This window comes from Bordetella bronchialis (genome assembly GCF_001676705.1).
GTDB classification, from domain to species: domain Bacteria; phylum Pseudomonadota; class Gammaproteobacteria; order Burkholderiales; family Burkholderiaceae_B; genus Bordetella_C; species Bordetella_C bronchialis.
The window spans coordinates 4,891,105-4,914,964 of the sequence record NZ_CP016170.1 but is presented as its reverse complement, the minus strand read 5'-3'; the positions used below and the strand labels follow the sequence as shown (position 1 = coordinate 4,914,964).

The window sequence follows — 23,860 nt, the reverse complement described above, 5'->3', positions numbered from 1 at the left end:
CTAGTCTACACGGCGCCCAGCTCCGCGGCCGCCGGGCTGGTCAGCGACAGGGCCTGGCGCTCGTACAGCCGCCGATAGACCCCCTGCGGGCGAGCGACCAGTTCGTCGTGGGTGCCTTCCTCGATGATGCGGCCTTTTTCCATGACCAGCAGCCGGTCCAGCGAGCGCACCGTGGACAGGCGATGCGCCACCACCAGCGTGGTGCGGCCCACCATCAGGCGCTCCATGGCCTGCTGGATCAGCTGTTCGCTTTCGCTGTCCAGGCTGGAGGTCGCTTCGTCCAGGACCAGGATGGGCGCGTCCGCCAGGAAGGCGCGGGCGATGGCGACGCGCTGGCGTTCGCCGCCGGACAGCTTGATGCCGCGTTCGCCGACCAGGGTCTGGTAGCCGCGCGGCAGGGTGGCGATGAAGTCGTGCGCATTGGCCAGCCGGGCGGCCGCTTCGATCTCGGCCTGCGAGGCGCCGGGCCTGGCATAGGCGATGTTCTCGGCCAGGGTGCGGTGGAACAGGATGGGTTCCTGCTGCACGATGGCGATCTGCGCGCGCAGCGTCGCCTGCTGGACGGCCGCGATATCCTGCCCGTCGATCAGGATGGCCCCCGCGGTCACATCGTGCATGCGCTGGATCAGCTTGACGAAGGTAGTCTTGCCCGAGCCGGAATGCCCCACCAGTCCCACGCGCTCGCCCGGCGCGATGCGCACGGAGAAGTCGCGGTACAGCGGCGTCGTGTGGCCGCCGTACTGGAAGGTCACGTGCTCGAAGCGGATCTCGCCGGCCTCGATGGCGATCGGCACCGCGCCGGGACGATCGGCGATGCCCAGGGGCTGGCGTTCCAGGCCCACGAGTTCTTCCATATCGTTGACCGAGCGCTGCAGGTTGCGGATATTCGTACCCAGTTCCCGCATATACCCCTGCAGCACGAAGAACATGGTCAGGACAAAGGCGATGTCTCCCGCACTGGCGCGTTGGCCGGCCCACAGCAGCAGCGCCGTGCCGACGATGGCCACCCGCATCAGGACCAGCAGGCCGCCCTGGGTGCTGCCGTTGACCGTGCCCCGTATCCAGCCGCGATAGGTGCGCGCGCGCCATTTGCGGATGATGCCTTGCAGGCGCGCTTCTTCGCGCTGCTCGGCGCCGAAGGCCTTGACCACGGCGTTGCAGGTGATGGCGTCGGCCAGCGCGCCGCCCAGGCGCGTGTCCCAGGCGTTGCCCAGCCGCGCGGCCGGCGCCACATAGCCCAGGGACAGCAGCACCACCGCCACCAGATAGATCACCGCGCTGGCGCCGACGATCATGCCCATGACCGGCCAGTGCAGGCCCAGGAGCACGGCGGCGCCCGTCAGCATGATCAGCGTCGGCAGCAGCGCCAGCAGCAGCGTGTCGTTCAGCAGGTCCAGCGCCCAGATGCCGCGCGTGATCTTGCGCACGGTGGACCCGGCGAAGGTGTTGGCGTGCCAGTCGCTGGAAAAACGCTGCACCCGGTGAAAGGCGTCGGCGCAGATCCGGCTCATCATGCGCAGCGTCATGGCGGAAATCGTGGCAAAGGCGAATTGCCGCGCTATCAGGCTGGCCACGCCCAGCCCGATCAGCAGGCCGAAGGCGACCAGGGCGGCGTGCCAGCTGTCGGGCTCGGCCGCCGTGCCGGAGGTCACCGCATCGATCAGGCGGCCGGCATACATCGGCGTGACGACATCGGCCACCGCCGAGCTGAGCATCAGCACGGCGACCAGCGCCACCTGCCCGGGCTGGCGGCGCCAATGGCGAAAGGTAAAGGCGAGGGCGTCCTTGAAGACGCTTCCTCGCAGGTCGAAGCGGAATCGGGTCATGGAAGGCGGCGGGAAAAAACGCGCCCGAGGCCGCGGCGAAGCGCGGGGGGCTGGATGCGCCATTATCGCCGACCGGCCGTGGAATGGCGGAATGACCCCAATGCCATGAAGTTCAGGGCCGCATCACTACGGGTGAGCCTTATCGGGGGGCAGGATGAGCTGGCCGACTGTCGGGCTTGAACTGGGCGGCACGGGCTCTTGACGCCACGTCCGCGGACTTAGGTCGGGTCGCGGGGGAGAAAGTCGGCAGCCTGCGGCCCGCCGGTATCCCGCACGCCGCCGCACACGCTTATGTTTTGGACCCTTCGGCGTGCGATCGGGTGGCTTCCGTTTCGGCCGAAGCCACCGGATAGGCGTCCGCGTGAAGCACCCCCTGCAGGTAGGTCGCGTAGCGTTCTTGCAAGTGTTTGAGCGACCGGCCCTTGTCGACATTGAATTCAAGCCGTTCCTGGAAGAATTGCATGCGGGCGCGGTTGTCGTCCAGCACTTGTGCCCAGGTCTTGATGTAGATAGAGGCGTTGGCGCTTTTATGGATGAGGCCCGTCGCGGTGTTCTCGCCGATGTTGAACTTCCCAACCGGACCGACGTCATCGCTGATAACCCAGAAATCCCACTTGACGTCGACATTGCGGAACCGTTCATCGGAGGTGACCGAGGCGGCATAGCCGACAATCTGCGAAATCTCGTCCCTGTCGATCTTGACGTTGGGTGCCTTAAGCTCCACGACGAGGTGGGTCAAGTCGTTGGCGCGGTGTCGTCGGATCTGCCGTGACAGCATCAGATCGACAATTCCACGCGTTTGAGCGACATGCTTGACCGGGGCGTCTATCACGATGTCGTCACCCAGCAGTGCCTTATGCTTGCGTAGAACTTCCGTCAGTGACATGTCGTCGACGGAAAGATGGAACTCTTCGCCGAAGACCCACGGGTTCTCCGCCAGGATGCGGTGTAGCTGAGTTCGCTCCTTGAGTCGCTGCTTGGGACCTTTTTCAAAGAGTATTGTTTCGAGTCCAGCCAGGAATTTGAGACGATCGGCAACAACCTTGGCCGCGTTGATGATCGACGACAGCGACCCTTCGCGCAAGAGCTCGGCAAGCTCCTCCTGCTTGCGGGTGGGCAGATTCAAGACTTCAGTCAAGATCAAGTGATTTTCTCGATGAAGTCCGGCTGAACTTCGACTTGGAACTCGTCGACTTGCTGCATGGGCCCTCTCTGTACTTGCCGCGTGCTGCCGATCGACGCGTCTTATTCCACCGCCTCGGTAGGCAATCCCGAATGTTACTGGCGCGGTTCAACGCCGGCAATCGGCCGTCAACCGAGAGCGCGGCCTCCATTAAACGGTCTCGAGTTGGATTGGCGCGCTCTCGCGCCGCGGTACGTTGGAGCGGCCGCTTTACTGCGCCTTTACGCCTGAGCTTCGTTTTTCCACGTTGGTAATGCATATGTAGGCACGATGTCTAGTGCGAGCGCCCATCCGCGGATGACCGGCGCCGCCGCAGTACGACCAACTGCACCGCCGCCATCGCCGCCAACTGCGCCGCCACGACGAAGAAGGGGATGCGGTAGCTCCCTGTCAGCGTGACCAGTATGGAAAACAGCGAGGGACCGACGAAGTAGCCCAGGAAGGAAACCAATACCGAGGCCGATGTCGCTTCGACGATTTTTTCCGGCGGGGACAGCCGCGCGATCTCGGCCAGGTAGATGCCGTTCCAGCTGGCGGCGAAGAATCCCGCCGCGCCGGCGACGAAACCGGCCAGCAGCAGCGAGGGCGACGCCGGCAGCAGCGCATAGGCCACCACCACGGCGGCGGCGATAAGCGCCTGGATGGTCAGGTTGTAGGCCGGCCTGCCGGTGCGGTCCGCCAGCCAGCCCAGGAAGATGCGGGCGAAGACGCCGGCGAACTGCATGCAGGCGTAGGCGATCCCGGCGGTGGCCAGCGGCATGCCGCGCGCGGTGACCAGATAGGTGACGGAGAACGAGAACAGCGAGCCCTGCACGATGGCGAAGGAGAACGCCAGCGCCGACACCGTCAGCAAAGAGGGCGCGGCGCGCAGCACGCGGTAGGGCGTGGCCAGTGCGCGGGGATGTATCAGCACCTTCAATTGGATGGAGCGCTGCGGGTCGCGCTCCGTATCCAGCCGCTGGCGCGCCGGCGCGATGACGCAGGCGGCGGCCACGCCGATGGCCATGGACACCAGCATCGCGCCTTCCCATCCCCAGGCCGCCGCCGCGGGCGCCAGGATCAGGCCCGCGCAGGCGGCGCCGGCTGGCGCGCCGGCCTGCTTGATGGAAAAAATCAGCGTGCGATGGCGGGGCGGCGCGGTCGCCGCCAGGATGCGGCTGCCCGCCGGGGGCGAGGGGCCGTAGCCGATTCCCATCAGGATGGCGCCCACGATCAGCAGGGGCCAATACCCCGTGGCCGCCAGCGCCAGGCCGAACACCGCCAGCAACGCGCCCGCCTGCAGCATGCGGACGGGTCCCAGCCGCGCCAGCAGCGGCGCGCCGAACAGCAGGAACAGCACCGTGCCCAGGGAATTCAGCGAAGACAGGTTGCCCACCCGTTCCGGCGACAGGCCGGCCCCGGCCGTCAGCAGCGGCGCGATGACGGGCAGGCTCAGGTCGAGGAAGGACGCCACCGTCTGCATGCCCAGCGTGGTGGACAGCGCCAGCACCCAAAGCGGAATGCCCGTTGCGCGGTCGCCCATCGCCGCCATGGCCTTGCCGGCGGCGGGTGGGATGGCGCCGCGCCCTGGCTCGCCGGATGTGGAACCTTGGACCGGCGGCGGGTCGGCCGCCGGCCCGTCAGCGGTGGAGGAATCCTGCGAAGACTGCGGCGTGTCTTTCATGGCGGCGTGGGAAGCGTCCGGAGAAGGTGCGTTCGGGCCATACAGGGGAGCGGCGAGACGGCGAGCCGCGTCGCGCGCAACATCGTACCGCGCCTGCCGCCGCGCGCGTCGCGCCGGCCAGACCTGAAAAATATCTCATTGTGAACCCAGCAAAACCTGCGTTATCCGCAGGTCCGCCCATCAATAATGAACGACCAGAAAAACGAAACGGAGACTAGCCATGCCCAACCGCCATTCCGCGCCGCGCAGGCGCCTGCTAGGCACAGCCGCCCTCTGTACGGCCGCCATGCTGGCGCCGCTGGCGCCGAGCGCGCAAGCCGCCTATCCGGACCATGCCTTGAAGCTGGTCATTCCCTACCCCCCGGGCGGGGCCACCGACGTGGTGGGCCGCGTCATCGCCATGAAGCTGTCGGAGGAACTGAAGCAGCAGGTGGTGGTGGAAAACCGCGGCGGGGCCGGCGGCAACCTGGGCGCGGACGCCGTGGCGCGCGCCGAGCCCGACGGCTACACCTTGCTGATGGGAGCTATCACCTCGCACTCCATCATGGCGACCCTGGAGAAGAAATCGATCTCCTACGACCTGATGCGCGACCTGACGCCGGTGGCGACGATCGCCGCCGTGCCGCTGGTGTTTGTGGTCAATCCCAAGCTGCCCATCCATAACCTGAAGGAGTTGATCGCCTATGCCAAGGCGAACCCGGGCAAGCTGACTTATGCGTCCTCCGGCGCGGGCGCGCCGCAGCGCATGGCCGCGGAGCTCTTCAAGCGGCAGACCGGCGTGGATATGCTGCACGTTCCCTATCGCGGCAGCGGCCCCGCCATGACGGACCTGGTCGGCGGCCAGGTGCTGACCATGGTGGAGACGGTGCCGGCCTCGCTGCCTTTCATCAAGAGCGGCCAGCTGCGCGCGCTTGCGGTTACGATGCCGGAACGCATTTCCATGCTGCCCGACACGCCCACCGCGGCCGAGGAAGGCCTGCCCAATTTCAATGTGGCGTCGATGTTCGGCGTGCTGGTCCCGGCCAAGACGCCCAAGCCCGTCGTCGATACGCTGAACGCGGCCCTGGCCAAGATCCTGGTCATGCCGGACACCAAGGAAAAGCTCTTGCAGCAGGGCGCCTACGCGGTGGCGCCGGCCTCGGCCGACGACGCCCGCAAGCGCCTGCAGGCCGAGGTCGACCAGTGGGCCCGCGTCATCCAGGACGCGAAAATCACGGTGGATTGACGCCCCGGCGGTATGGCGGCGCATCCCGGACCGGATGCGCCGGTTTCAACAAGCGAAGGATATTCATGTCATCGAAGTCTTCCCCCACGAAGGGCGCGGCCGCCAGCGGCATGCGCAAGGGCCTGACCAGCTACGGCGATGCCGGGTTCTCGTTGTTCCTGCGCAAGGCCTTCATCAAGGGCGCCGGGCTGAGCGACGACGCGCTGGGCCGGCCCATCGTGGGCATCGCCAACACGGGCAGCGGCTTCAACCCCTGCCACGGCAACATGCCGCAGCTGATGGAGGCCGTGAAGCGCGGCGTCATGCTGGCGGGCGGCCTGCCGGTGGAGTTTCCCACCATCTCGGTCCACGAGAGCTTCGCCTCGCCGACCAGCATGTTCCTGCGCAACCTGATGTCCATGGACACGGAGGAAATGATCCGCGCCCAGCCCATGGACGCGGTGGTGCTGATCGGCGGCTGCGACAAGACCGTGCCGGCGCAGTTGATGGCTGCGGCCAGCGGCAAGGTGCCGGCGATCCAGCTGGTGACCGGCTCGATGCTGACGGGCTCGCACCGCGGCGAACGCGTGGGCGCCTGCACCGACTGCCGCCGTTTCTGGGGCAAGTACCGGGCGGAGGAAATCGACGACGCCGAGATCGCCGACGTCAACAACCAGCTGGTCGCCAGCGTGGGCACCTGTTCCGTGATGGGCACGGCCAGCACCATGGCCTGCATCGCCGAAGCCCTGGGCATCGCGGTGCCGGGCAGCGCATCGCCGCCCGCCGTGACGGCCGACCGCATCCGCGTGGCCGAGCGCACCGGGGCGGAGGCCGTGGCGATGATAGAACGGCAGCTGACGCCCGACCGCATCCTGACGGCCAAGTCCTTCGAGAACGCCTTGCGCGTGCTGCTGGCCATCGGCGGTTCGACGAACGGCATCGTCCACCTGACCGCGGTGGCGGGCCGCCTGGGCATCGGCCTGGACATGGAAGCCTTCGACCGCATCGGCAAGGAAACGCCCGTGCTGGTGGACCTGAAGCCCTCAGGCCAACACTACATGGAGGACTTCCACAAGGCGGGCGGCGTGCGCACGCTGCTACGCGAACTGCGCCCGCTGCTGCACCTGGACGCGCTTACCGTGACCGGCCGCACGCTGGGCGAAGAACTGGACGACGCGCCGCCGCCTTTCCCGCAGGAGGTCATCCGGCCTTTCGACCGGCCCATCTACGGCCAGGGCGGCATCGCGGTGCTGCGCGGCAACCTTGCGCCGGGCGGGGCCATCATCAAGCAGTCCGCCGCCACCCCGGCCTTGATGGAGCACGAAGGGCGCGCGGTCGTCTTCGAGGACCTGGAAGACCTGGCCACGCGCGTGGACGACGAGGCCCTGGATATCCAGGCCGACGACATCATGGTGCTGAAGAACATCGGCCCTGTCGGCGCGCCCGGCATGCCGGAAGCCGGCTACATGCCCATCCCGCGCAAGCTGGCGCGTGCCGGCGTCAAGGACATGGTGCGCATCTCCGATGGCCGCATGAGCGGCACGGCGTCGGGCTCCATCGTGCTGCACGTCACGCCGGAATCGGCCATCGGCGGTCCGCTGGCGCTGGTGCGCACGGGCGACCGCATCCGCCTCAGCGTCCGGCAGCGCGAGCTGTCGCTGCTGGTGGACGAGGCGGAGCTGGCGCGCCGCCGGGCGCAATGGCAGCCGCGTCCGCCGCGCGAAGGCGACGACCGCGGCTACCGCAAGCTGTTCCTGACCTCGGTCACGCAGGCGGACAAGGGCTGCGATTTCGATTTCCTGCGCGGCACCCGGGACAACGGCAGCACGCCGGTCGGCAAGCCCTGAAGGGGCGGGCGGCGCCTTGCCGCCGCCCTTTCAGTCGCCACGCGACGCGTGGCGTCCGCCCGGCCGGCCGAAGATCGCGCGCGCCACGTCCAGCAGTGTTTCCGCCAGCGCGGTGCGGGCGCCCTGCGCCTGCCACACCAGGCCGACGCGCCGCACGGGCGCGCGGCCGGGCAGCGGCACGCGCGTCAAGGCATAGCGCGAGGACCACAGCGAGGACCAGTCCGGCAGCAGCGCCACGCCCAGTCCCTGGTCCACCAGCGCCGCCACGCCTAGCAGGCTGTCCATTTCCAGGCGCTGGTGCGGCACGATGCGGTGGTCGCGCAGGTAGCGGTCGGCCAGCTGTCCGCCCAGCACGGAGCGGTCGTAGCGGATGAAGGGCTGGGTGCGCAGCAGGTCGTGCGCATCCTGGCCTTTCATGGCGGCGGGCGCGACCACCACCAGCGGTTCTTCCATGATGGATTGCCAGCGCACGGATTTGCCGATGGCGAACTGCGGTTCGACAACGATGGCGGCATCCAGCTCGCCGCCCGCCACGCGATGGCAAAGGTCCACGGACGCGCCGGGCATGACGAAGACCGACAGGCTGGGATAGCGGTCGTACACGCGCTTCAGCACAGGCGGCAGCACGCTGGTCATGGCGGACACGAAAACCCCCAGCCGCAGTTCGCCGTAGGAGGCCTCGTCTTCCGCCAGCGCGGCCAGGTCGCGGGCGTCGCGCAGCAGGGCGCGGGCGCGTTCCAGGATACGCATGCCGGCCTCGGTGGGGCGCACCGAGCGCCCGGCCCGCTTGATCAGGGTCAGGCCCAGGGTGTCCTCCAGGGCCTTGATGCGCGCCGCCACGGCGGTGGGGGTCAGGTCCAGGCGGCGCGCGGCCTGGGCGAAGGAGCCGCTTTCGGCAACGGTGACGAAGCTCTGCAGATAGCGGGTATCCATGGCGGTCGGCGTGGCGGGCGTCCCGGGCGGCCGCCGGGCGACTCCTGAAAATTATTGCGGTGTGATAGTAACGGAAGCCGCTTTTTTCTTGTTCTCCGCCGGCCCACACTGCTACTTTGCCCCTATGGCGCCGGCCCGGCCTTGCCCGGGACGCGCCACCCCGGCCGGCGGCCGAAACCCCGCGCCGGGAACCCATACGAACGTCACTGCACCGGCGCCGCGCTGGCGACCGGTCCGCCTGGAGGAGCTTCCATGTCCCATCCCCACGACCACCGCCTGCGCGGCGTGCTCTCGCCCGTCCTGACGCCGTTCAACCTGGATCGCACGCCCAGCGCCGACGGCCTGGTGCGGCATTGCCGCGGCCTGGTCGAGCAGGGCGTGGGATTGGCCGTCTTCGGCACCAACTCGGAAGCGGCATCGATGTCGGTCGCGGAAAAGCGCGGGCTGCTGGATGCCCTGCTGGCGGCCGGGCTGCCGCCGGACCGCATGATGCCCGGCACGGGCGCCTGCGCCGTTCCCGACGCCGTGGAGCTGACCCGCCACGCCGTGCAGGCGGGCTGCGCCGGCGTGCTGGTGCTGCCGCCGTTCTACTACAAGGGCGTCAGCGACGAGGGCCTGTTCCGCGCCTACGCCAACCTGATCGAGGGCGTGGGCGACGACCGGCTGCGCGTGTACCTGTACCACATCCCCCCGGTCAGCGGCGTGCCCATCACGCTGCGCCTGATCGAACGCCTGCTCAAGGCCTATCCCAAGCAGGTGGCGGGCGCCAAGGACAGCTCCGGCGATTGGGACAACACGGCGGCGATGGTGCGCGAATTCGCCGCCGACGGCTTCGACGTGTTTCCCGGCAGCGAGGTCTTCCTGCTGCCCGGCCTGCGCGCCGGCGCGGTGGGATGCATCACCGCCACGGCCAACGTCAACGCCGCGGAGATCATGCACCTTTATCGCAACTGGCAGACGCCGCAGGCCGACGCCTGGCATGAGCGCATCCGCCAGGTCCGCGGCATCTTCCAGGCCCTGCCCATGATCTCCGCGATGAAGGAAGCCGTGGCCTGGCAGTCCGGCGACGACGCCTGGCGCATCGTGCGGCCGCCGCTGGTGGAGCTGGCCGACGAGCAGGCGGCCGGGCTGCGGCGCCAGCTGACCGAGGCCGACTACCGGCTGCCCATGGCGGAGACCCTGGGCTATTCGGCGCGGGCGGACCGCGCCTAGGACCATCCAGCATGCCGCGGGCACGCCGGGCGGGGCCCGGCCGGCGCGCCCGCATGTCCCGCGCTATTCGTCCAGGCTGATCACCACCGGCTTGAGCCGCAGCAGGCCGCCGATCTTCTCCGCCGCGCTGTCGGCGGCATCGCGGTTGGCGTAGCCCACCGCGCGTATCTGCCGGTAGGCCTCGCCCTTGATGGTGATGGCCGAATCCTGCACCGCATAGCCGTTCTTCTTCAAGGCATCCAGCACCGACTCCGGGTGGGCGAAGATCCCCACCTGCACGGCGTAGGGGCCGCTGGCGGCCGCCGGCTTGGGCGCAGGCGGCGGCGGCGCGCTACGCCGCGGATGCGGCGCCGGCGCGGGCGTCGCGGTGCGCGGCGGCGCCGTGGGCACGGGGATGACGGGGGGCGGCGGCGGCGCAAGATCGGGCCCGATGTCGTTCACCGGCCCCATGCAGTAGGCGACGATGCGTTGCGGCACGCTGGGCGCCGACGCCGGCGGCGGCATGGTCGAGCCCGGCGCCGTGCCCGGCTGCAGCAGCGCCAGGCGCGCCTTGATGCCTTCCATCTGCGAGCCCAGCGTCGCGGCCTGCGAGAACGCGCCCACCAGCGGCGCCTGGCCCTGCTGGCGATAGGTCACCACCAGGTACTGGATGCCGGCCCGCGTCATATCGTCCCTTTGGTCGGGGAAGTCGGCGGGCGTATAGCGCCGCTGTCCGCTGGCGAACTCGCGCAGGAAGTCCACGAAACCCTGCGCGCCCGTCCACTGCCGCGTCAGGTCGAAGTTCGCGTAGTGGATGCGCAGGGTCGTGTCGCCGCAGGTCTGCATGGACCACGGGAAGACGCCGCTGTTCGGGAAGTTGAGGTTTTCCAGCGTGAGCGTGCCGCTGGCGCATTGCAGGCTCAGCGTCACGCTGAGCGGCAGCACCTGCGCGGTCGGGTTGGTCTGCGGCGGCACGGTGTTCAGCGTCACCGTGCCGGTCGTCGCCTGCAGCTTGGCGATCTGCTTTTCCAGTTCCGCCTGCTGCTGCGTCAACGCCTGCGCCTCGTCGGCCGAGCGCTTCGATTGCAGCTGCTGCGTCGCCAGCGCCACCTGGCGCAGTTGCGTCATGCTGGCGAAGGCGAAGAACTGTCCGTTGAGGGGCACCTTCTTGTCGTCGGCCGCGCGGGCCTGGAAGCGCACGGCATCCTGGTCCACGAAGTACTTGACGTCGCCGTCCATGAAGGCCTTGACCTGGCCGCGTTCGCCATACAGCAACTGGTTGGCCAGCTCCGCATCGCTCACGCCCTGGACCGCGCTGAGCACCGTGTTCTCCCATTGCTGCTGCAGGCGGCAGCCGGCACTGCGCGCCGCGTAGTCCAGCACGAAGTCCAGCGGGCCCCCGGCGATATCCCACACCACATGGGTGCGGGTGCCCAATGCGCCCTGCTGCTTGTGCAGGGTATCCAGGGCCGTCTTCGCATCGATCAGCGGCACGTTCTTCACATTGGGATCGTGGCCATAGGACCAGATTTCCACCGCGGCCTTCATCGCCGTGCCGTCGCCCTGCTGCAGCGGCGTGATGGTGTCGCGTACGCCCTTGCGGTAAGCCTGCAGCAGTTGCAGCGCGGCGCTGTCGTTCTTCAGCTGGTTCAGGCCCTGGTTCAGCGAGCCGCCCTGGGGCAGCGCCTTGATGACCTCGCCGCCGAAACGCTGCACCACGCCGACTTCCTGCAAGGCGCCGGCCGCCGGATCGGCATAGGCCAGCCCGTTCAAGGCGTCCAGCTTGGAGGCCTGCACGATCCAGTCGGGACGCGTGCCCAGCGGCAGGCGGTCGCCCACCGCGGCCAGCTGGCGCATCAGGCGCAGATAGGGGTCGTTGCGGGTCAGCAGGATGGACATGACCGCGCGGCGCGAGGCGCCGTCGGGCAGCAGGTCCGGCACGTGGGGGAAGACGTCGGCGAACTCGAACCAGGCTTCCAGGCCGGCGCTCTGGTAGTGCTGCTGGAATTCGCGGCGGCGCGCCGCCCACTCGGCGGTATCGCCGGTGGCGCGTCCCAGTTCGTCCAGGAAGCCGGAAGCGGCGCGCTCGCCCTCCGGCGTCAGCGCGGCGGGAATGATGGGCAGGCCGGGACGATCGGGGATGTCCCAGAAGTCCGTCATGCGCACCGGCTTCAGGCTGCCCTGCATGTCCACCCAGGCGTAGATCCAGCGCGTCGTGCGGTCCGTCAGGCCCAGGCTGGCCAGCACCTGGCGCAAGCCGCGCGATTCGTCCTGCAGCAGTTGCCGGTTGCCTTGCCAGGTCAGGTAGTCGCGATACATGTCTCCCAGCAGGATGCCGTCCATGGGATCGCCCAGGGTCTGGTGCGCGCTGGCCAGCAGCACCGGCAGTTCGCTGCCCGGCGCCGGCAACGCGTACACGTCCTGGCCCTTGAGCGCCGCGTCCAGCAGGTTCAGGCGGCGCACCAGGGTCTGCGCCCAGGCCGCGAGCAGGGTGTCGTTCTGGCCGTTGGCCAGTTGCGGCAGGCTCTTGATCAGCAGGGGATCCAGGTCGGCGGCGATGACCTCGCGGTGGAACTGGCCGACGAAGCGGGTCATCAGCGCGCGTTCCACCGTATTGACGCGCCACTGGAACGGCATCCAGCGCTGCTGCCAGGCGGGACGGGCGCGCAGCGCGTGGATGGCGGCGCGCTCGCCCTGCAAGGCGTGCAGATCGCCCGACATCGGGCCGGAGAAATCCGGGTCGCCGTAGCCTTGCGCGGCCGCGACGCGGATCTCCTCGCGCGCGGTGTTGCCCGCATGGATCAGGAAGATGCCGACGCCGACGCAGGCGGCCAGCCAGGCGATGACCACGGCATGGCGCAGCACGCGGCGCCAGATGCGCCAGCGTTCGACCGGACGCCATGCGTGCCGCTGGGCCGGCAGCGCGCTATGGAAAAGGCCGGGGCTGAACCAGCCGGGCTGGCCGCGGTCGCTGCCCGGCGCCTGGCCGGTCAGGAACAGCCCTCGCATCAGCGGCGTTTCGGCGTAGGGCGTGGGCTGGAAGGCCGAACGCAGGACCTTGGCCAATTGCTTGGCCAGGGGCGCCATGCGTTCGGGCAGCGCGAAGGCGTCCGCCGCGGGCAGGCCGTGCACGCCCTGCAGCACGCGCAGGTCGAACATGCGATGCACGATGCTGTTGAAGGCATCGCTGATGAACTGGGTCACGCTGGCGTTGGGCGTGGCGTTCTGGTAGCCCATGGCGTGGCGCGTCACGTCGGGGCCCAGCGATGCGGCCCAGGCGGAAAAGCCGGGGATGGCCTGGCAGCCGGTCAGCACGATGTAGACCGGGATGCGGGCGTCGTAGATGCGGGTGAGTTCGTCCAGTCGCTTGCGCAGGCCCTGGCCGGCCTCGTTCAGTTCGGCGTCGGTGCCGTCGGCCAGCCAGACCGCGTTGAAGGCCAGGATCAGGCCGTTCAGCGGCTCGCGCCGGCGGGTGCGCATCATCCAGTGCAGCAGGCGCCGCCACTGCGGGGAGTCGGGCGCCTGTTGCTCGTCGGGCATTTCGGCCGTGGGATCGAGCACGACGCCATTGCGCAGCAGCCACCATTGCAGCACGGCCGGGTCGTCGCCCTGGCCCTGCACGGGCGCGGTGCCGGCCACGCGGCGCAGCAGTTCGTCCTTGGCCGCGTCGCGCGGGCCCAGTATCAGGTACCACGGCAGCACGTACAGCGGCGAGCCGAAGCGCGACAGCCGCGACTGCTTCAGGGCCGCCAGGCCGGCGCGCCAATCGGCGTCCAGCCGCGCGGTGCTGACGGTGGTGGTGCCCACGGGGCGGGCCAGCCGCCGCCGCAGCCGCCAGGCCAGCCAGCGGCCGCGCAGCCACCACAGCAGCCAGAGGCCGACGATGACGCCCAGGAACAGCGCGACGGAACGCCACAGCGGCCAGCCCTGGTACAGGCCCAGCACCCAGCATCCCAGCGCCAGCAGCAGCAGGCCCAGCAACCAGGCGATGACGACAAGCAGTTTTTTGATCATTGCGGCAAGCAGCGTAAGCGTTCAGGTCAGGAGCCGGTTCGGCCGGAAGCGACAAAGCCGGCCGCGTCGGTGGCCACGCCGTAGTCCAGGTACAGGTACAGGCCCAGCAGCGCGCACAGCGGCAGCACGATAAGAATGAAAGTCACCAGCGAAGGCGCCAGGCCGCGGCGGTATTGCGGCGAGCGGGCGCGGCGTCCGCCGGCCTGCGGAAACAGCGGCAGGTCCGGGTCCAGCGGCGCCATCTGGCGCTCGTCGGCGATGCGCGCCAGCAGCGCCGACCGGTAGGCGGCCAGCTCGCCGGGCGGGCGGTGCGTATAGCGCCCGCTGAAGCCCGCCAGCAGCGCCAGGCCGTAGACCTCGCGCACTTCGATGGCCTGGTCGGGCAGGGCTTCGAGTTTCTCGAAGAATTCGGCGCCGGCCCGCGTGGTGGAAAAGTAGTGGCGCTGCAGGGGCGCCAGGCGCCAGGTGGCGCCGCCCGCCCATTCCCGCGACATGGCGAGTTCGTCTATCCATGCCACCACCGCGAACAGGCTGGCCTGCACTTCGGCGGCGGTATAGCCGCCGGACTGCGCGCGCGCGACCGCCGCGTCCAGCGAGGCCTTCAGCTGTTCGGCGACCGCCGCCGCGTCCTGATTGGCGGTGGGGCCGTTGATGGCGGCCCTGGCCTGTTCCATGGAGGAAACCCAGATATTGCTGAGCCGCACGGTTCTATCCTTTGATGACGATCAGTTCCAGCCGCAGGTCGGCGGGCGAGTCGGGCAGGAAGAGCGACAGCCGCCCGTCGTGCACCACGGCGTCCCACGCTTCCGACAGGCTCTCGATGCGGAAGTAGGCGCTGCCCGCGCGCCGCGGCATGCCCAGCGGCAGTGTCTGCAGGGGCATGACCTCCACGCCCGGCAGCGAGCGCGTGACCAGGGTCTCGATCTGGTCGGGCGTGCCCAGCTTGGCTTCCAGCATGACGGACTCGGCCAGGGCCTTGGGATCCAGGCTGCTGCGGGCCATGATGTAGTAGCGATGGCGCGGGCCGAAGAAGGATGGCGGCATGTCCGCGCGGAACAGGTTGCCGGTCGCGCCGTCCTGTTCGAAGTGCACCAGCATCTCCGGCCCGATAGTGATTTCGTTCAACAGGCGGCGGATCAGGTCCAGCACGCCCATGAAGGACGGGCCCAGGTCGGTGTGCTTGTAGGGCCGCACCAGCTGCTGGTTGTCGCGGGTTTCGCCCAGCAGGTCGCAGAATTCCGAGAAGGTGCTGAGTTCCCCGGCCAGCTGGCGCAGCACGCCATAGATGGTCCACGGATGCGTCTGGCGCGCTTCGACCAGGTGGGTGATCTGCGGACCGTAGCGGTTCAGCACCGACAGCGCCAGCAGCGGCGCGAACTGGCCGTCCTCGCCGGAGCGGCCGGCCACCGGCTGCTTGAAGACCTCCAGCTGGCGCGCGCGGCCGATGACTTCGTCGCGCAGCTCCATCATCATCAGTTGCAGGGGCCGCGACGCCGCCAGGTTCAGGCAGGGTGGCACGAAGCGCGGCGCCAGGCGCACGATCTCGCCGTCCTGTTCCAGCCGGGCGACCGGCATGACGTCGTAGTCGCTGAGGTCGTTGATTTCCTCTTCCCAGAACAGCCGCAGCACATAGGTCATCAGCGTGACCCGGCCGGTCGGACCGCTGGTGTAGCGGTCGGGGACCTCCTGCGGATCGGCCGGCACCACCAGCCGCGCGTCCGCCTGCACGGCATCGTCCAGGTTCTCGTACTTCAGCACATTGGACTGGTCCTCGATGTGCCGGCGCAGGCCCACGTATAGCGTGCGCGCGCCCTGGGAGAAGTCCGCCAGTTCGAAGCGGCGCGATTCGATGCGGGCGTTGCCGGGGATTTCCGTCAGCGTGCCGTCGCGCCAGCGCAGCGCCATGTGGTCGATGACCACCTCGCGCGCGCCCAGCGCCGTTTCGTTGATTTCCAGCGCGCCGAAGCCCCAGTACCAGGGCATGGTCAATTCCACCTGCCGCGCCAGCATGCGCTCGGTCCAGGCGTCCTGGTACTGGAAATGATGGGGCTGCAGGAAAAGCCCCTGGTGCCAGTACAGCGGTTGTTTCAGATACGTAGCCATCGGTGGGTGTGCGGTTCGGGTTATTTGGACGGCGCCGTCGCGGGCGCGGGCGGCGCGATGCCGGATGCGGGTTGCGCGGGCTTGGCGATCGGCGGCGAGACTTCGCCGCCCTTGGGCCGCACCGGTTCGACGGGCGGCGTGCGGGTGCCGGGCGATTCCTCGATGCCGTCGGGGCCCAGGCGCAGGTCGATCTTGAGCGGTTCCGGCGACGCATTGCGTGTCTTGATCACGATGCCGCTGGAATCGACCTCCACGCCGACCTGGTACAGGCGCGCGCTGCGCGCCGGGTCCAGATGGTAGTAGCCGGTGACCAGCCCCACGTACTGCGCTTTTTCGACGCGCGGCAGGGTGACGGTCTGGTTCTCGCTCGGCGTGATGAACAGGCGGTTCAGCGCCAGCAGGCCAGGCGGCGGCGCATCGGCCAGCAGCAGGGCCGACATCTTGGACGAGCTGCTGGCATACGGCGCGAAGACGCTGGGGTCTTCCATCTGCACGACGGTCATGGCCAGCGTGTGCGGCTGGCCGTTGGACTGGTTCAGCCTGGGATCGGCCGTCACGGCGATCTGCACGCCGTCGCCGGCGTAGGTCCATTTCATGGCCTTCAGCGCGTCGGATTCGGAATTGCCGCCCATCATGCTGTTCAAAGAGCTGCAAGAAGACAGCGCGATGCCGCACAGCAGGGCGGGCACGAGGCGGTTCAGGGTGCGGGTAAGCGTCATGGCGAGCCTGTTCAACCTAGCAGCAGGACCACGGTCTGGCTGGGCGCCGCCACCAGGCCCATGGTGTTGTTGGAATTCTGTGTCGTCATGCAGGTCAGGCGCACGCCGGGCGGCCCGCCCACCATGACGGTGGGGCTGCCGGTGACGAAGGCGGCCTCGCCCATGATCTGGCCGCAGGCCACGCCGCCGCCGGCCGTGCCGCCCTGGTCGCCGTTGCTCAGCATGACGACGGAAGACTGGTTCAGCGCCGGCATGCCGCACACCAGCACGTTCTCGACGATGGTGCCGGGGTTCGCCATATCGGTCGTGGCGATATTGGGATAGGGCACCGGTATGGGAGACGGCGCCGCGGGCGTCAGGCAGACGTCGGGCACGGTGGCGGTGCACATGGCGCCGGCGGTATTGAGCATGAACATGATGGGCGCTCCTTCAGCCTATCTGCACCGAGCCGGCGTCGATGGCGACCCGGTCGCGCGCTTTCAGGTCCGCCGTCGCGGCCTGCACGGACCAGTCCTCGTCCACCGTCTGGCGCAGCGAACCCGCGCTGACGTCCTCGTGCCCGGCGATGCGGCGCACGCTCTGGGCCAGGTGGGTCTCGCCGCGCGTGGCGATATCCAGGCGGGTGCCGCTGACGTCGGTGCGCGTGGTCCAGCATGTATGCATGTCCTGGCCGGCCAGGCGCAGGGACTCGCTGGCGACTTCGGCGCGGTCGAAGGCGGCGGTGGCCGATTGCGCGCGCAGCGACAGCGCGTCGCCGGCGTCCAGCGCCACGCCTTGCCGCGCCTGGACCTCCAGGCGGCCGTCCGGCACCGACAGGCGCAGGCTGCCGGGAATTTCGATGCAGGCGATGGACTCGGGCGTGCCGCGTTCCAGCACGGTCAGGATGTAGCCCTGGCCGGCGGCCACGCTGAGCAGCACCAGGTCGCCGACTTCCGGCTGCAGCAGGCAGCCCGCCGCGGCCGTGACCCACGAGGCGCCTTCCTCGGTCAGCGCGCCATAGCGCGCGCCGTCGCGCATCACCAGGCGCGCGTGGTACATGCGGGCGCCGGGCCCATAGGCCGGCGTCGTGGCGGGGGCCGGGGCCGTGCCGGCCGGACCGGGGATCTCGGATCGAAGCGCTGCGTTGAGAGAATTCATGGCATATCCGATCAAGAGTTAAACGGGGGGCCGCCACAATTCGGCGGCACGCAATTCGGGGTCGTCGCGGCGCACGTTTTCCAGCACGGTTTCGCGCCACGAGGCATCGGGCAGGTCGGCGGCGTGCAGGCGGGCGCCGGTCATGTCGGCCCGGCCGAAGTCGGCATGGGCCGCGCGCAGGTGCGACAGGTCCGCGTCCACCAGCTTGGTGGCGCCGAAGGAAATCCCCACCGACGTGGCGGCGTGGAACCGGGCGCCCTGCAGCGACGCGCGGGCGAAACTGGCGCGGTCCAGCCGCGCCTGGTCGAAGATCGCGCCGTCCAGCACCGCGCCGTCGAAACGGGCGTTCTCCAGCACGGCGCTGTAGAAGGACACGCCGGGCGCGGTGATGCCGGTGAAGTCGGCTTGCGGCGCATGCGCCCGGTTGAAAGAGCACTGGGCCAGGATGGCGCCCGCCAGCGACGCGCCGGCCAGCTTGCTGTCGGGCAGGTGGCTCTGTTGCCATGCGGCGCCCGCCAGGTCCAGGCCGGAAAGGTCGCACTCGGACAGCCAGGCCTTGTCCATTTTGGCGGTCTTCAATTTGGCGCCGGGGAAGGCGGTGTTCTGCGCCGCCAGCCGGGCCAGTTCGGCCAGGTGGAAATCGGCGTTCTGCCACACGCAGTCCTTCATCCACACCTTGGTCAGCTTGGCCTCGCGCATGGAGACGGCGTCGCCGCGGCAGGCGGTAAAGGACGCGCCTTCCAGTGCGGCGCCGTCCATGCTGGTTTCGTCCAGCCGGCAGCGCGCCCAGATCGTGCGCCGCATGTCGGCGCCGTCGAAGCGGGCGCCGCGGGCATCCAGGTTGGCCAGCCGCAGTCCGGACAGGTCGGCATTGCGCAGGTCGGCGCCCGCCAATGCGTCGGGCGCCAGGATCTCGCCGGCACGCAGGGCCTCCAGCAGCGGGTTGCGGTTCTGCTCGGCCTTACCCACGGGCGTAGTCCTCGAGTAGCCGGCAGCGCGTCAGCAGTGCCTGTTCCAGTTTCACCCCCTGTGCGGTGGCGGTGCGGGTGTCGGCGGCGTGCAGGTTGGCGCCCGTCAGGTCGACGTCCTGCAGCAGGACCTGGCGCAGGCGGGCCTGCATCAGGTTCGCGCCGCGCCAGCTGGCCTGCACGATGCGGCTGCCGGTGAAATCGCACGTCCGCGCGACCAGGTGCCAGGCGTCGGTGCCCGACAGGTCGCAGTTCTTGAGAAATCCCCGGTCCATATGGGTCTCGCGCAGGGTTGCCTGACCCAGGTCGGTGTCCTGCAGGACCGCGCGGTCCAGCTGGGCCCGGTTCAGGTTGGCCTGGCGCAGGCTGGTGCCCTTGAGCGTGCGCAGTCCCGCCATGCGGGCACCGTCGAAACGCGCGCCGCCGGCCTGGCAGGCCGTCAGGGTGGCGCCGTCCAGCGCCGCCCCGTCCAGGGTGGCGTCCTGCAGGATGCAGGCATCGAACAGGGCCTTGGGGAAGCGGCTTTCCGTGGCGTCCACGGCGGCGAAGCGGCAGGCCTTGAAGCGCGGCTCGCGCCCCTGCGCCTGGCGCAGGACGGCCTTTTCGAAATCGCATCCCGTGGCCTGGGCGTGGGTCCATGTGCTGCCGCTCAGGTCGGCCCGGGTGAAGACGGCCTTGTCCAGGCGCGCCAGCGTGAAGTCGGCGCCGGCCAGTTGCGCCTGGACCGCCTTGCCGCCGCGCCATTGCACGCGCTCCAGCCGTGCCTTGGTCAGTTGGGCGCCGTCCAGGTCGCAGTCTTCGATCAGGCAGCCGGTCAGGTTGGCGCCCCGCAGGTCGGCGCCGCGCAGGATGCAGCCGCGCAGCACCGAGTTGGACAAGTCCATGCCATGCAGGTCCGCGTTGGACAGGTCCAGTCCCAGCAGGCTGGACCAGGCGGCCGATTCGCCGGCGTCCTGGCGGGCCAGCAGTGTCTCGCGGTCCAGCAGGGCGCGCGGGCCCGCCGGCATGCCTTCTTCGGGAACGGGCAAGGGCGGCGGCTCCTGGGCGCGCAGGGCCTCGGCCTTTTTGGAGATCTCCGCCGCCTGCGCCTGGACGCCGGCGATCTTGGCCTGGAAGGCCTCGTACTGCTTCAGCAGCGCCTGTTTTTTCTCGGGCGAGATCTTCAGGCCGGCCAGCACCGCGGCCGGGTCGGGCTCGACTTGCGGCTGGGCCTTGGCGCGCGCCAGTGCCGCATCGAAGTCGCCGCCGAACTCCTTCCACTTGGCGCGCACTTCGGCCTCGCCGGCGGCCAGGGCGTCGGCCACGTATTTCTGGACGGCGGCCTTGAAGGCCACGGGATCCTTGGGCCATACGGGCGGGGGTGGAAGCGGGGCGACGCCTTGCGGATCGGCCTTGGCCAGTTTGGCCGATAGCGGCCCCTTGCCAAAGGCGCGCATATGCTGGTCGGCCTCGGCCAAGGCGCTTTTGCGCGCCTCTTCTATGGTCTTCTCGATCTTGGCGCGATGCGCCTCGGCGGCCTTGGCGGCCGCGGCGGTTGCCTCGGCCGCCGCCGCGAGCCGCGCCTGCGCCTCCGGTCCGGGCGGGGCGGCCGGCGCGGGCTTGCCTTGCGCCTCGTCATGTTCCTGCCAGCGGCGCGCCCAGTATTCCAGCGGTTGCGGTGCGTCGGCCATTTTCTCGGTGAAGACGGCCACGCCCAGCACGTCTTCCGCGTCTTCCCGCCGCACCGCGGTTTCCGCGCGATACAGCACCAGCACCCGTTCGTCGTTGGGGAAGAGCCAAACGGTATCCAGGTCCAGGTGCAGTTCGGCGCGCTGGTCGGGCGCGGCATCGGTGCGCATCAAAAGGCGGGGACGCAGGCCCGGCAGCGCGCCGCGCACTTCGGCGCGATGCGGATGCATGTTCTGCGCGAACCAGGGTTCGTCGCCGCGCCAATAGCCCTGGCGGCACTGATCCTGCTCGAAGCGGTCGAACCAGCGCGGGTCCGTGTCGTCGGGCAGCCACGGCAGGCGCTCGCGCTGCCAGCGGGCATCGAAGCTGCCCAGCCATCGCGCCAGCGCCGGGCTGCCCTGGGGCAGCACGCCGAGCACGGCCGGCGCCGGCGTGTCCGCGGGCCGCAGCACCGGCGCTTCGGGACGGTCGATATTGGGCAGCGCGACGCCATCGGCCTGGTCCGCGTCGGCGCAATGGCCGCGCCCATGCGGATTGGCCGCCCAGCCCTTGCCGCCGTAGGCGCGCTCCAGGCCCAGCGGCATGCGTTCGAAGGGTTGGGGGGCGCTGGCCTGCCAGCCGGCAATGCCGCGCGTCCAGTAGCGATCGCCCTGGACCAGCACGGATTTGCTCAACTCGCCCACGCCGGCGCGCACGGTCAGCCCGGTCACGGACGATCCCGCCGGGGCGCAGGCGTCGCCCGCCACGCCGTAGCCGCCGCGCGATTTCTTCAGCGACAGGTCGAACGGCTCCTGCTTGAACATGGGCATCAGCCAGGCCCAGGTGTCCTGTTCGGACACGGTGGCGCCGTCCGGGCCGCAGCAATAACCGACGGTCACCGTGAGCGAGGGCTGGCCGCCGCGGGATTGGTATCCCAGCAGCAGCATCGCGTCGGCGGGCTTGTATACGCGCATCGTGTTATCCGATCGTGATGATGCTGGCGGTGATCGACAGGTCGGCCAGCGTTTCCAGGTCGATGCCGCCGGATGCGTTGACCGCGAATTCCGGGGCTTCCACCGCCATGCTGGCCAACGTCAGCTCGATCTTCGAAATCCCGCCCGACAGCGTAGTGGCCACCGAGCTGTTCACCGTGACGCCGCCCGAGCCTTCCACGGTGACTTCCATGCCGGTCAGCGTGGCGCCGGCCGGCTCCAGCGCCAGCGAGGCGGGCACCGAGCCGATCCAGAGCGCGGGCGTGAAGACCTTGTAGGACTCCAGGGCCGTGGTGGTCATCTGGCCGACCTCTTCGGTCTTCTCCGCCAGGATGCCGTTCCACTTCGCCGCGATCCAGGACGTGATGGCATTGGTATGGCTGGACGCATCGTGCAGGATGTTCTTTTCGACCAGGTTGATTTCCTTGGCCAACACCGCTTCCATCGACAGCTTGGCGCCCAGGGTCGTTTCGAAGGCCAGGGCCTCGTTCATTTCGGCTTTGGCGCCGAAGAAGTTCTCGACCGTAATGGCCTCGACGCTCTCGATCTTCATGCCCAGGAAGTTCTCGATCACGATGCCGCCGCTCTGGCCGGCCGTGATGCCGGACGGCAGGCCCTGCGCCTCCGAGCCGAGGAAGTTGCTCATGTCGCCGCCCGCCGCCACCCGGTAATGGCCGGGGACTTCGATCAGCATGGTCTCGCCGCAATACAGCTCGCCGTGGTTGTCCGTGGTCAGGTGCCAGCCGCTCTCGATCTCCGGATCGTCCGTGGTGCCCAGGTTCAGCGAGGACTCGTCGACCGGGCTGTACAGGCGGATGGCCGGCGCGCCCTCGGTGCCGCCCGGCGCCGCGTCGGCCAGCACCATCGTGTTGCCGCCGGGCGTGCCTATCCTGTGATGGGCGGCGTTGTCGGCATTGACCACGCTGGGTGCTTCGGTGTTGGGCAGGGCGGAGACAATGACCGGCCGGTCGGGGTCGCCGTTGATGAAGGCGATCAATACTTCCGTGCCCTCGCGCAGCGGGAAATGCATGCCGGCGGGCTTCAGGCCCTGGGATGACGCGCCGCCCGCATAGGGCGTGGCCATGCGCAGGAAGGCGGAGTTCTGCTCGCCGTCGTAGCGCTGCTTGGTGAACAGGAAGCGGATCTTGTAATTGCCGTTCGCATCCGGCCGCGCGAAGGTATTCGGCGACCCCGGCGTCGCGATGTCGACGAAGCCGTTGACGAGCCGCGTGACCTGCGGGACGGGCGTAATGCGGGGCGGCCGGTATTGCAGCGGATCCGACGCGTTGTCGGGATCCAGGTTGCGCGGCAGCGCGACGAAGCTCGCGCGGTAGGCGTCCAGCTCCGTCTGCGGCTGCGTCTCCAGGGTCTGCGTGCCTTCGTGGCTGACCTCGATGACGTAATACTGCCGGACCCGCGCGCCGCGCACCGATTCCGAGACGTCCAGGAAGCGGCCGGCGCGCAGGCCCGGCGTGCGGGCTTCGCCTTCCACCCGCATGCGGCCGCAGGCGGCCTCCTGCGCGCGCCAGGTGGCCAGGCTGTCGCCGGAGACGCCCTCGCCGCCGTTCAGGGTCAGGAAGTGATCGGCGGCGCTGTGGATTTCTCCCAGCGGCTGGGCCGACGCGGGCCGCGGCACATTGGCCTGGCTGGACAGCGTCACCGTGGTGTTGTCGTGCTCGGTCGAATCGTGCAGCACCACCATGTCCGGCGGCAGGCCCACGCGCCGCTTCAGGCGCGTGATGGCGATTTCGTGCACGTCGGGATCGATGGTGCCGCGCGGATACCACACCGCCTCGTCCGCCGGGTCCGGCTGCTGGGAAACATCGTTGGCGAACACCACCGATTCCCGCTCGTCGCCCTGCTCGAACCAGAAATACACGCCGTAGTGCTCCAGCTTGCGCGCCAGGAAGTCCAGGCAGCTTTCCTCGAACTGGCAGGCGAAGTCGGTCTGGGTCTGCGTCAGCTGGGTGGCGGCGATGCGGTAGTCGTAGGGCGCGTTGTCCGAGCTATACGGTTCGTTCAGCCCGGCGTAGCCCAGCAATTGCTTGATCAGGTCGGCCAGGTCGCGCTTCAGGTAGATATCCGACCAGCACATGCTGCGCAGGCGCGCCATGCGCGGCTCCAGCGTCATCTGGTAATAGCAGTGCGTTTCGTCGCGGCCGTCCTCGCCGGCCTGCGTGACGATGCCGTGCCACAGGCGGGTGCTGCCGTCCGGCGCCCTGGCCGCCAGGGTGGCCGGCTGGTTCAGCACTTTCTCCAGGGCGAGATCGGGCTGGGTGACGGCCAGGGTGATATCGAAGCGATAGAGCCTGGACACGGCCTCGGTACCGCGCCAATGCGTGACCACGATGCTGTTCGCCGGCCCGCTGGCCGGCGGCAGCAGCGCCTGCAGCGCCGGACAGTCGAAGGTGTAGTCGTAGGTTTGCGCCATGA

At 69.2% G+C, this 23,860-nt stretch carries 16 protein-coding genes; 3 read left to right on the top strand and 13 right to left on the bottom strand.

What is annotated here, in order from left to right:
• Positions 1-5 precede the first annotated feature (5 nt).
• The 3 genes from BAU06_RS21550 to BAU06_RS21540 all read right to left on the bottom strand — a co-directional run bounded on the left by BAU06_RS21550 (position 6) and on the right by BAU06_RS21540 (position 4,672).
• Entirely contained in the window at positions 6-1,826 is a 1,821-nt protein-coding gene (locus tag BAU06_RS21550; RefSeq protein ID WP_066355297.1) for an ABC transporter ATP-binding protein, read from the bottom strand.
• Positions 1,827-2,115: 289 nt separating this feature from the next.
• Positions 2,116-2,970, bottom strand: coding sequence for a hypothetical protein (locus tag BAU06_RS21545; protein ID WP_066355292.1), 855 nt, complete (start codon positions 2,968-2,970; stop codon positions 2,116-2,118).
• A 313-nt stretch (positions 2,971-3,283) separates the two neighbouring features.
• Entirely contained in the window at positions 3,284-4,672 is a 1,389-nt protein-coding gene (locus BAU06_RS21540; RefSeq protein WP_066355290.1) for an MFS transporter, read from the bottom strand.
• A gap of 220 nt (positions 4,673-4,892) precedes the next feature.
• Here BAU06_RS21540 and BAU06_RS21535 point away from each other — a divergent pair, with 220 nt between their 5' ends.
• Both BAU06_RS21535 and BAU06_RS21530 read left to right on the top strand, forming a co-directional pair.
• Positions 4,893-5,897 (top strand): Bug family tripartite tricarboxylate transporter substrate binding protein, encoded by a 1,005-nt coding sequence (locus BAU06_RS21535; RefSeq protein ID WP_066355284.1) that lies wholly within the window; start codon positions 4,893-4,895, stop codon positions 5,895-5,897.
• A 65-nt stretch (positions 5,898-5,962) separates the two neighbouring features.
• On the top strand, positions 5,963-7,723 hold the full coding sequence (locus BAU06_RS21530; RefSeq protein ID WP_066355282.1) for an IlvD/Edd family dehydratase: 1,761 nt from the start codon (positions 5,963-5,965) through the stop codon (positions 7,721-7,723).
• 30 nt (positions 7,724-7,753) lie between these two features.
• Here the strand turns inward: BAU06_RS21530 and BAU06_RS21525 are convergent, their stop codons facing one another.
• On the bottom strand, positions 7,754-8,656 hold the full coding sequence (locus BAU06_RS21525; protein ID WP_066355280.1) for a LysR family transcriptional regulator: 903 nt from the start codon (positions 8,654-8,656) through the stop codon (positions 7,754-7,756).
• 252 nt (positions 8,657-8,908) lie between these two features.
• On the opposite strand from BAU06_RS21525, the gene BAU06_RS21520 reads away from it, so the two are divergent.
• Complete coding sequence (locus tag BAU06_RS21520; RefSeq protein ID WP_066355277.1) at positions 8,909-9,868, top strand: dihydrodipicolinate synthase family protein; 960 nt, start codon at positions 8,909-8,911, stop codon at positions 9,866-9,868.
• 63 nt (positions 9,869-9,931) lie between these two features.
• On the opposite strand, the gene BAU06_RS21515 is transcribed toward BAU06_RS21520, so the two are convergent.
• From BAU06_RS21515 to BAU06_RS21475, 9 genes are read right to left on the bottom strand one after another with little or no spacing between them, the layout of a single operon-like run.
• Complete coding sequence (locus tag BAU06_RS21515; RefSeq protein ID WP_066355269.1) at positions 9,932-13,861, bottom strand: type VI secretion protein IcmF/TssM N-terminal domain-containing protein; 3,930 nt, start codon at positions 13,859-13,861, stop codon at positions 9,932-9,934.
• Positions 13,862-13,887: 26 nt separating this feature from the next.
• Positions 13,888-14,565, bottom strand: a complete 678-nt coding sequence (locus BAU06_RS21510; RefSeq protein WP_066355261.1) for a DotU family type IV/VI secretion system protein — start codon at positions 14,563-14,565, stop codon at positions 13,888-13,890.
• A 4-nt stretch (positions 14,566-14,569) separates the two neighbouring features.
• Positions 14,570-15,964, bottom strand: coding sequence for a type VI secretion system baseplate subunit TssK (tssK, locus tag BAU06_RS21505; protein WP_066355257.1), 1,395 nt, complete (start codon positions 15,962-15,964; stop codon positions 14,570-14,572).
• Positions 15,965-15,984: 20 nt separating this feature from the next.
• On the bottom strand, positions 15,985-16,683 hold the full coding sequence (gene tssJ, locus BAU06_RS21500) for a type VI secretion system lipoprotein TssJ (RefSeq protein WP_066355253.1): 699 nt from the start codon (positions 16,681-16,683) through the stop codon (positions 15,985-15,987).
• Between the two features lie 11 nt (positions 16,684-16,694).
• Entirely contained in the window at positions 16,695-17,099 is a 405-nt protein-coding gene (locus tag BAU06_RS21495; RefSeq protein ID WP_066355250.1) for a DUF4150 domain-containing protein, read from the bottom strand.
• A gap of 13 nt (positions 17,100-17,112) precedes the next feature.
• Positions 17,113-17,820 (bottom strand): DUF3540 domain-containing protein, encoded by a 708-nt coding sequence (locus BAU06_RS21490; protein ID WP_082988391.1) that lies wholly within the window; start codon positions 17,818-17,820, stop codon positions 17,113-17,115.
• Positions 17,821-17,838: 18 nt separating this feature from the next.
• Positions 17,839-18,789 (bottom strand): pentapeptide repeat-containing protein, encoded by a 951-nt coding sequence (locus BAU06_RS21485; protein ID WP_066355246.1) that lies wholly within the window; start codon positions 18,787-18,789, stop codon positions 17,839-17,841.
• Positions 18,782-21,409 (bottom strand): DUF2169 domain-containing protein, encoded by a 2,628-nt coding sequence (locus BAU06_RS21480; protein WP_066355242.1) that lies wholly within the window; start codon positions 21,407-21,409, stop codon positions 18,782-18,784. The genes BAU06_RS21485 and BAU06_RS21480 overlap by 8 nt, the downstream gene beginning before the upstream one ends.
• A 4-nt stretch (positions 21,410-21,413) precedes the next feature.
• On the bottom strand, positions 21,414-23,858 hold the full coding sequence (locus tag BAU06_RS21475; RefSeq protein WP_066355240.1) for a type VI secretion system Vgr family protein: 2,445 nt from the start codon (positions 23,856-23,858) through the stop codon (positions 21,414-21,416).
• Between the last annotated feature and the right edge of the window lie 2 nt (positions 23,859-23,860).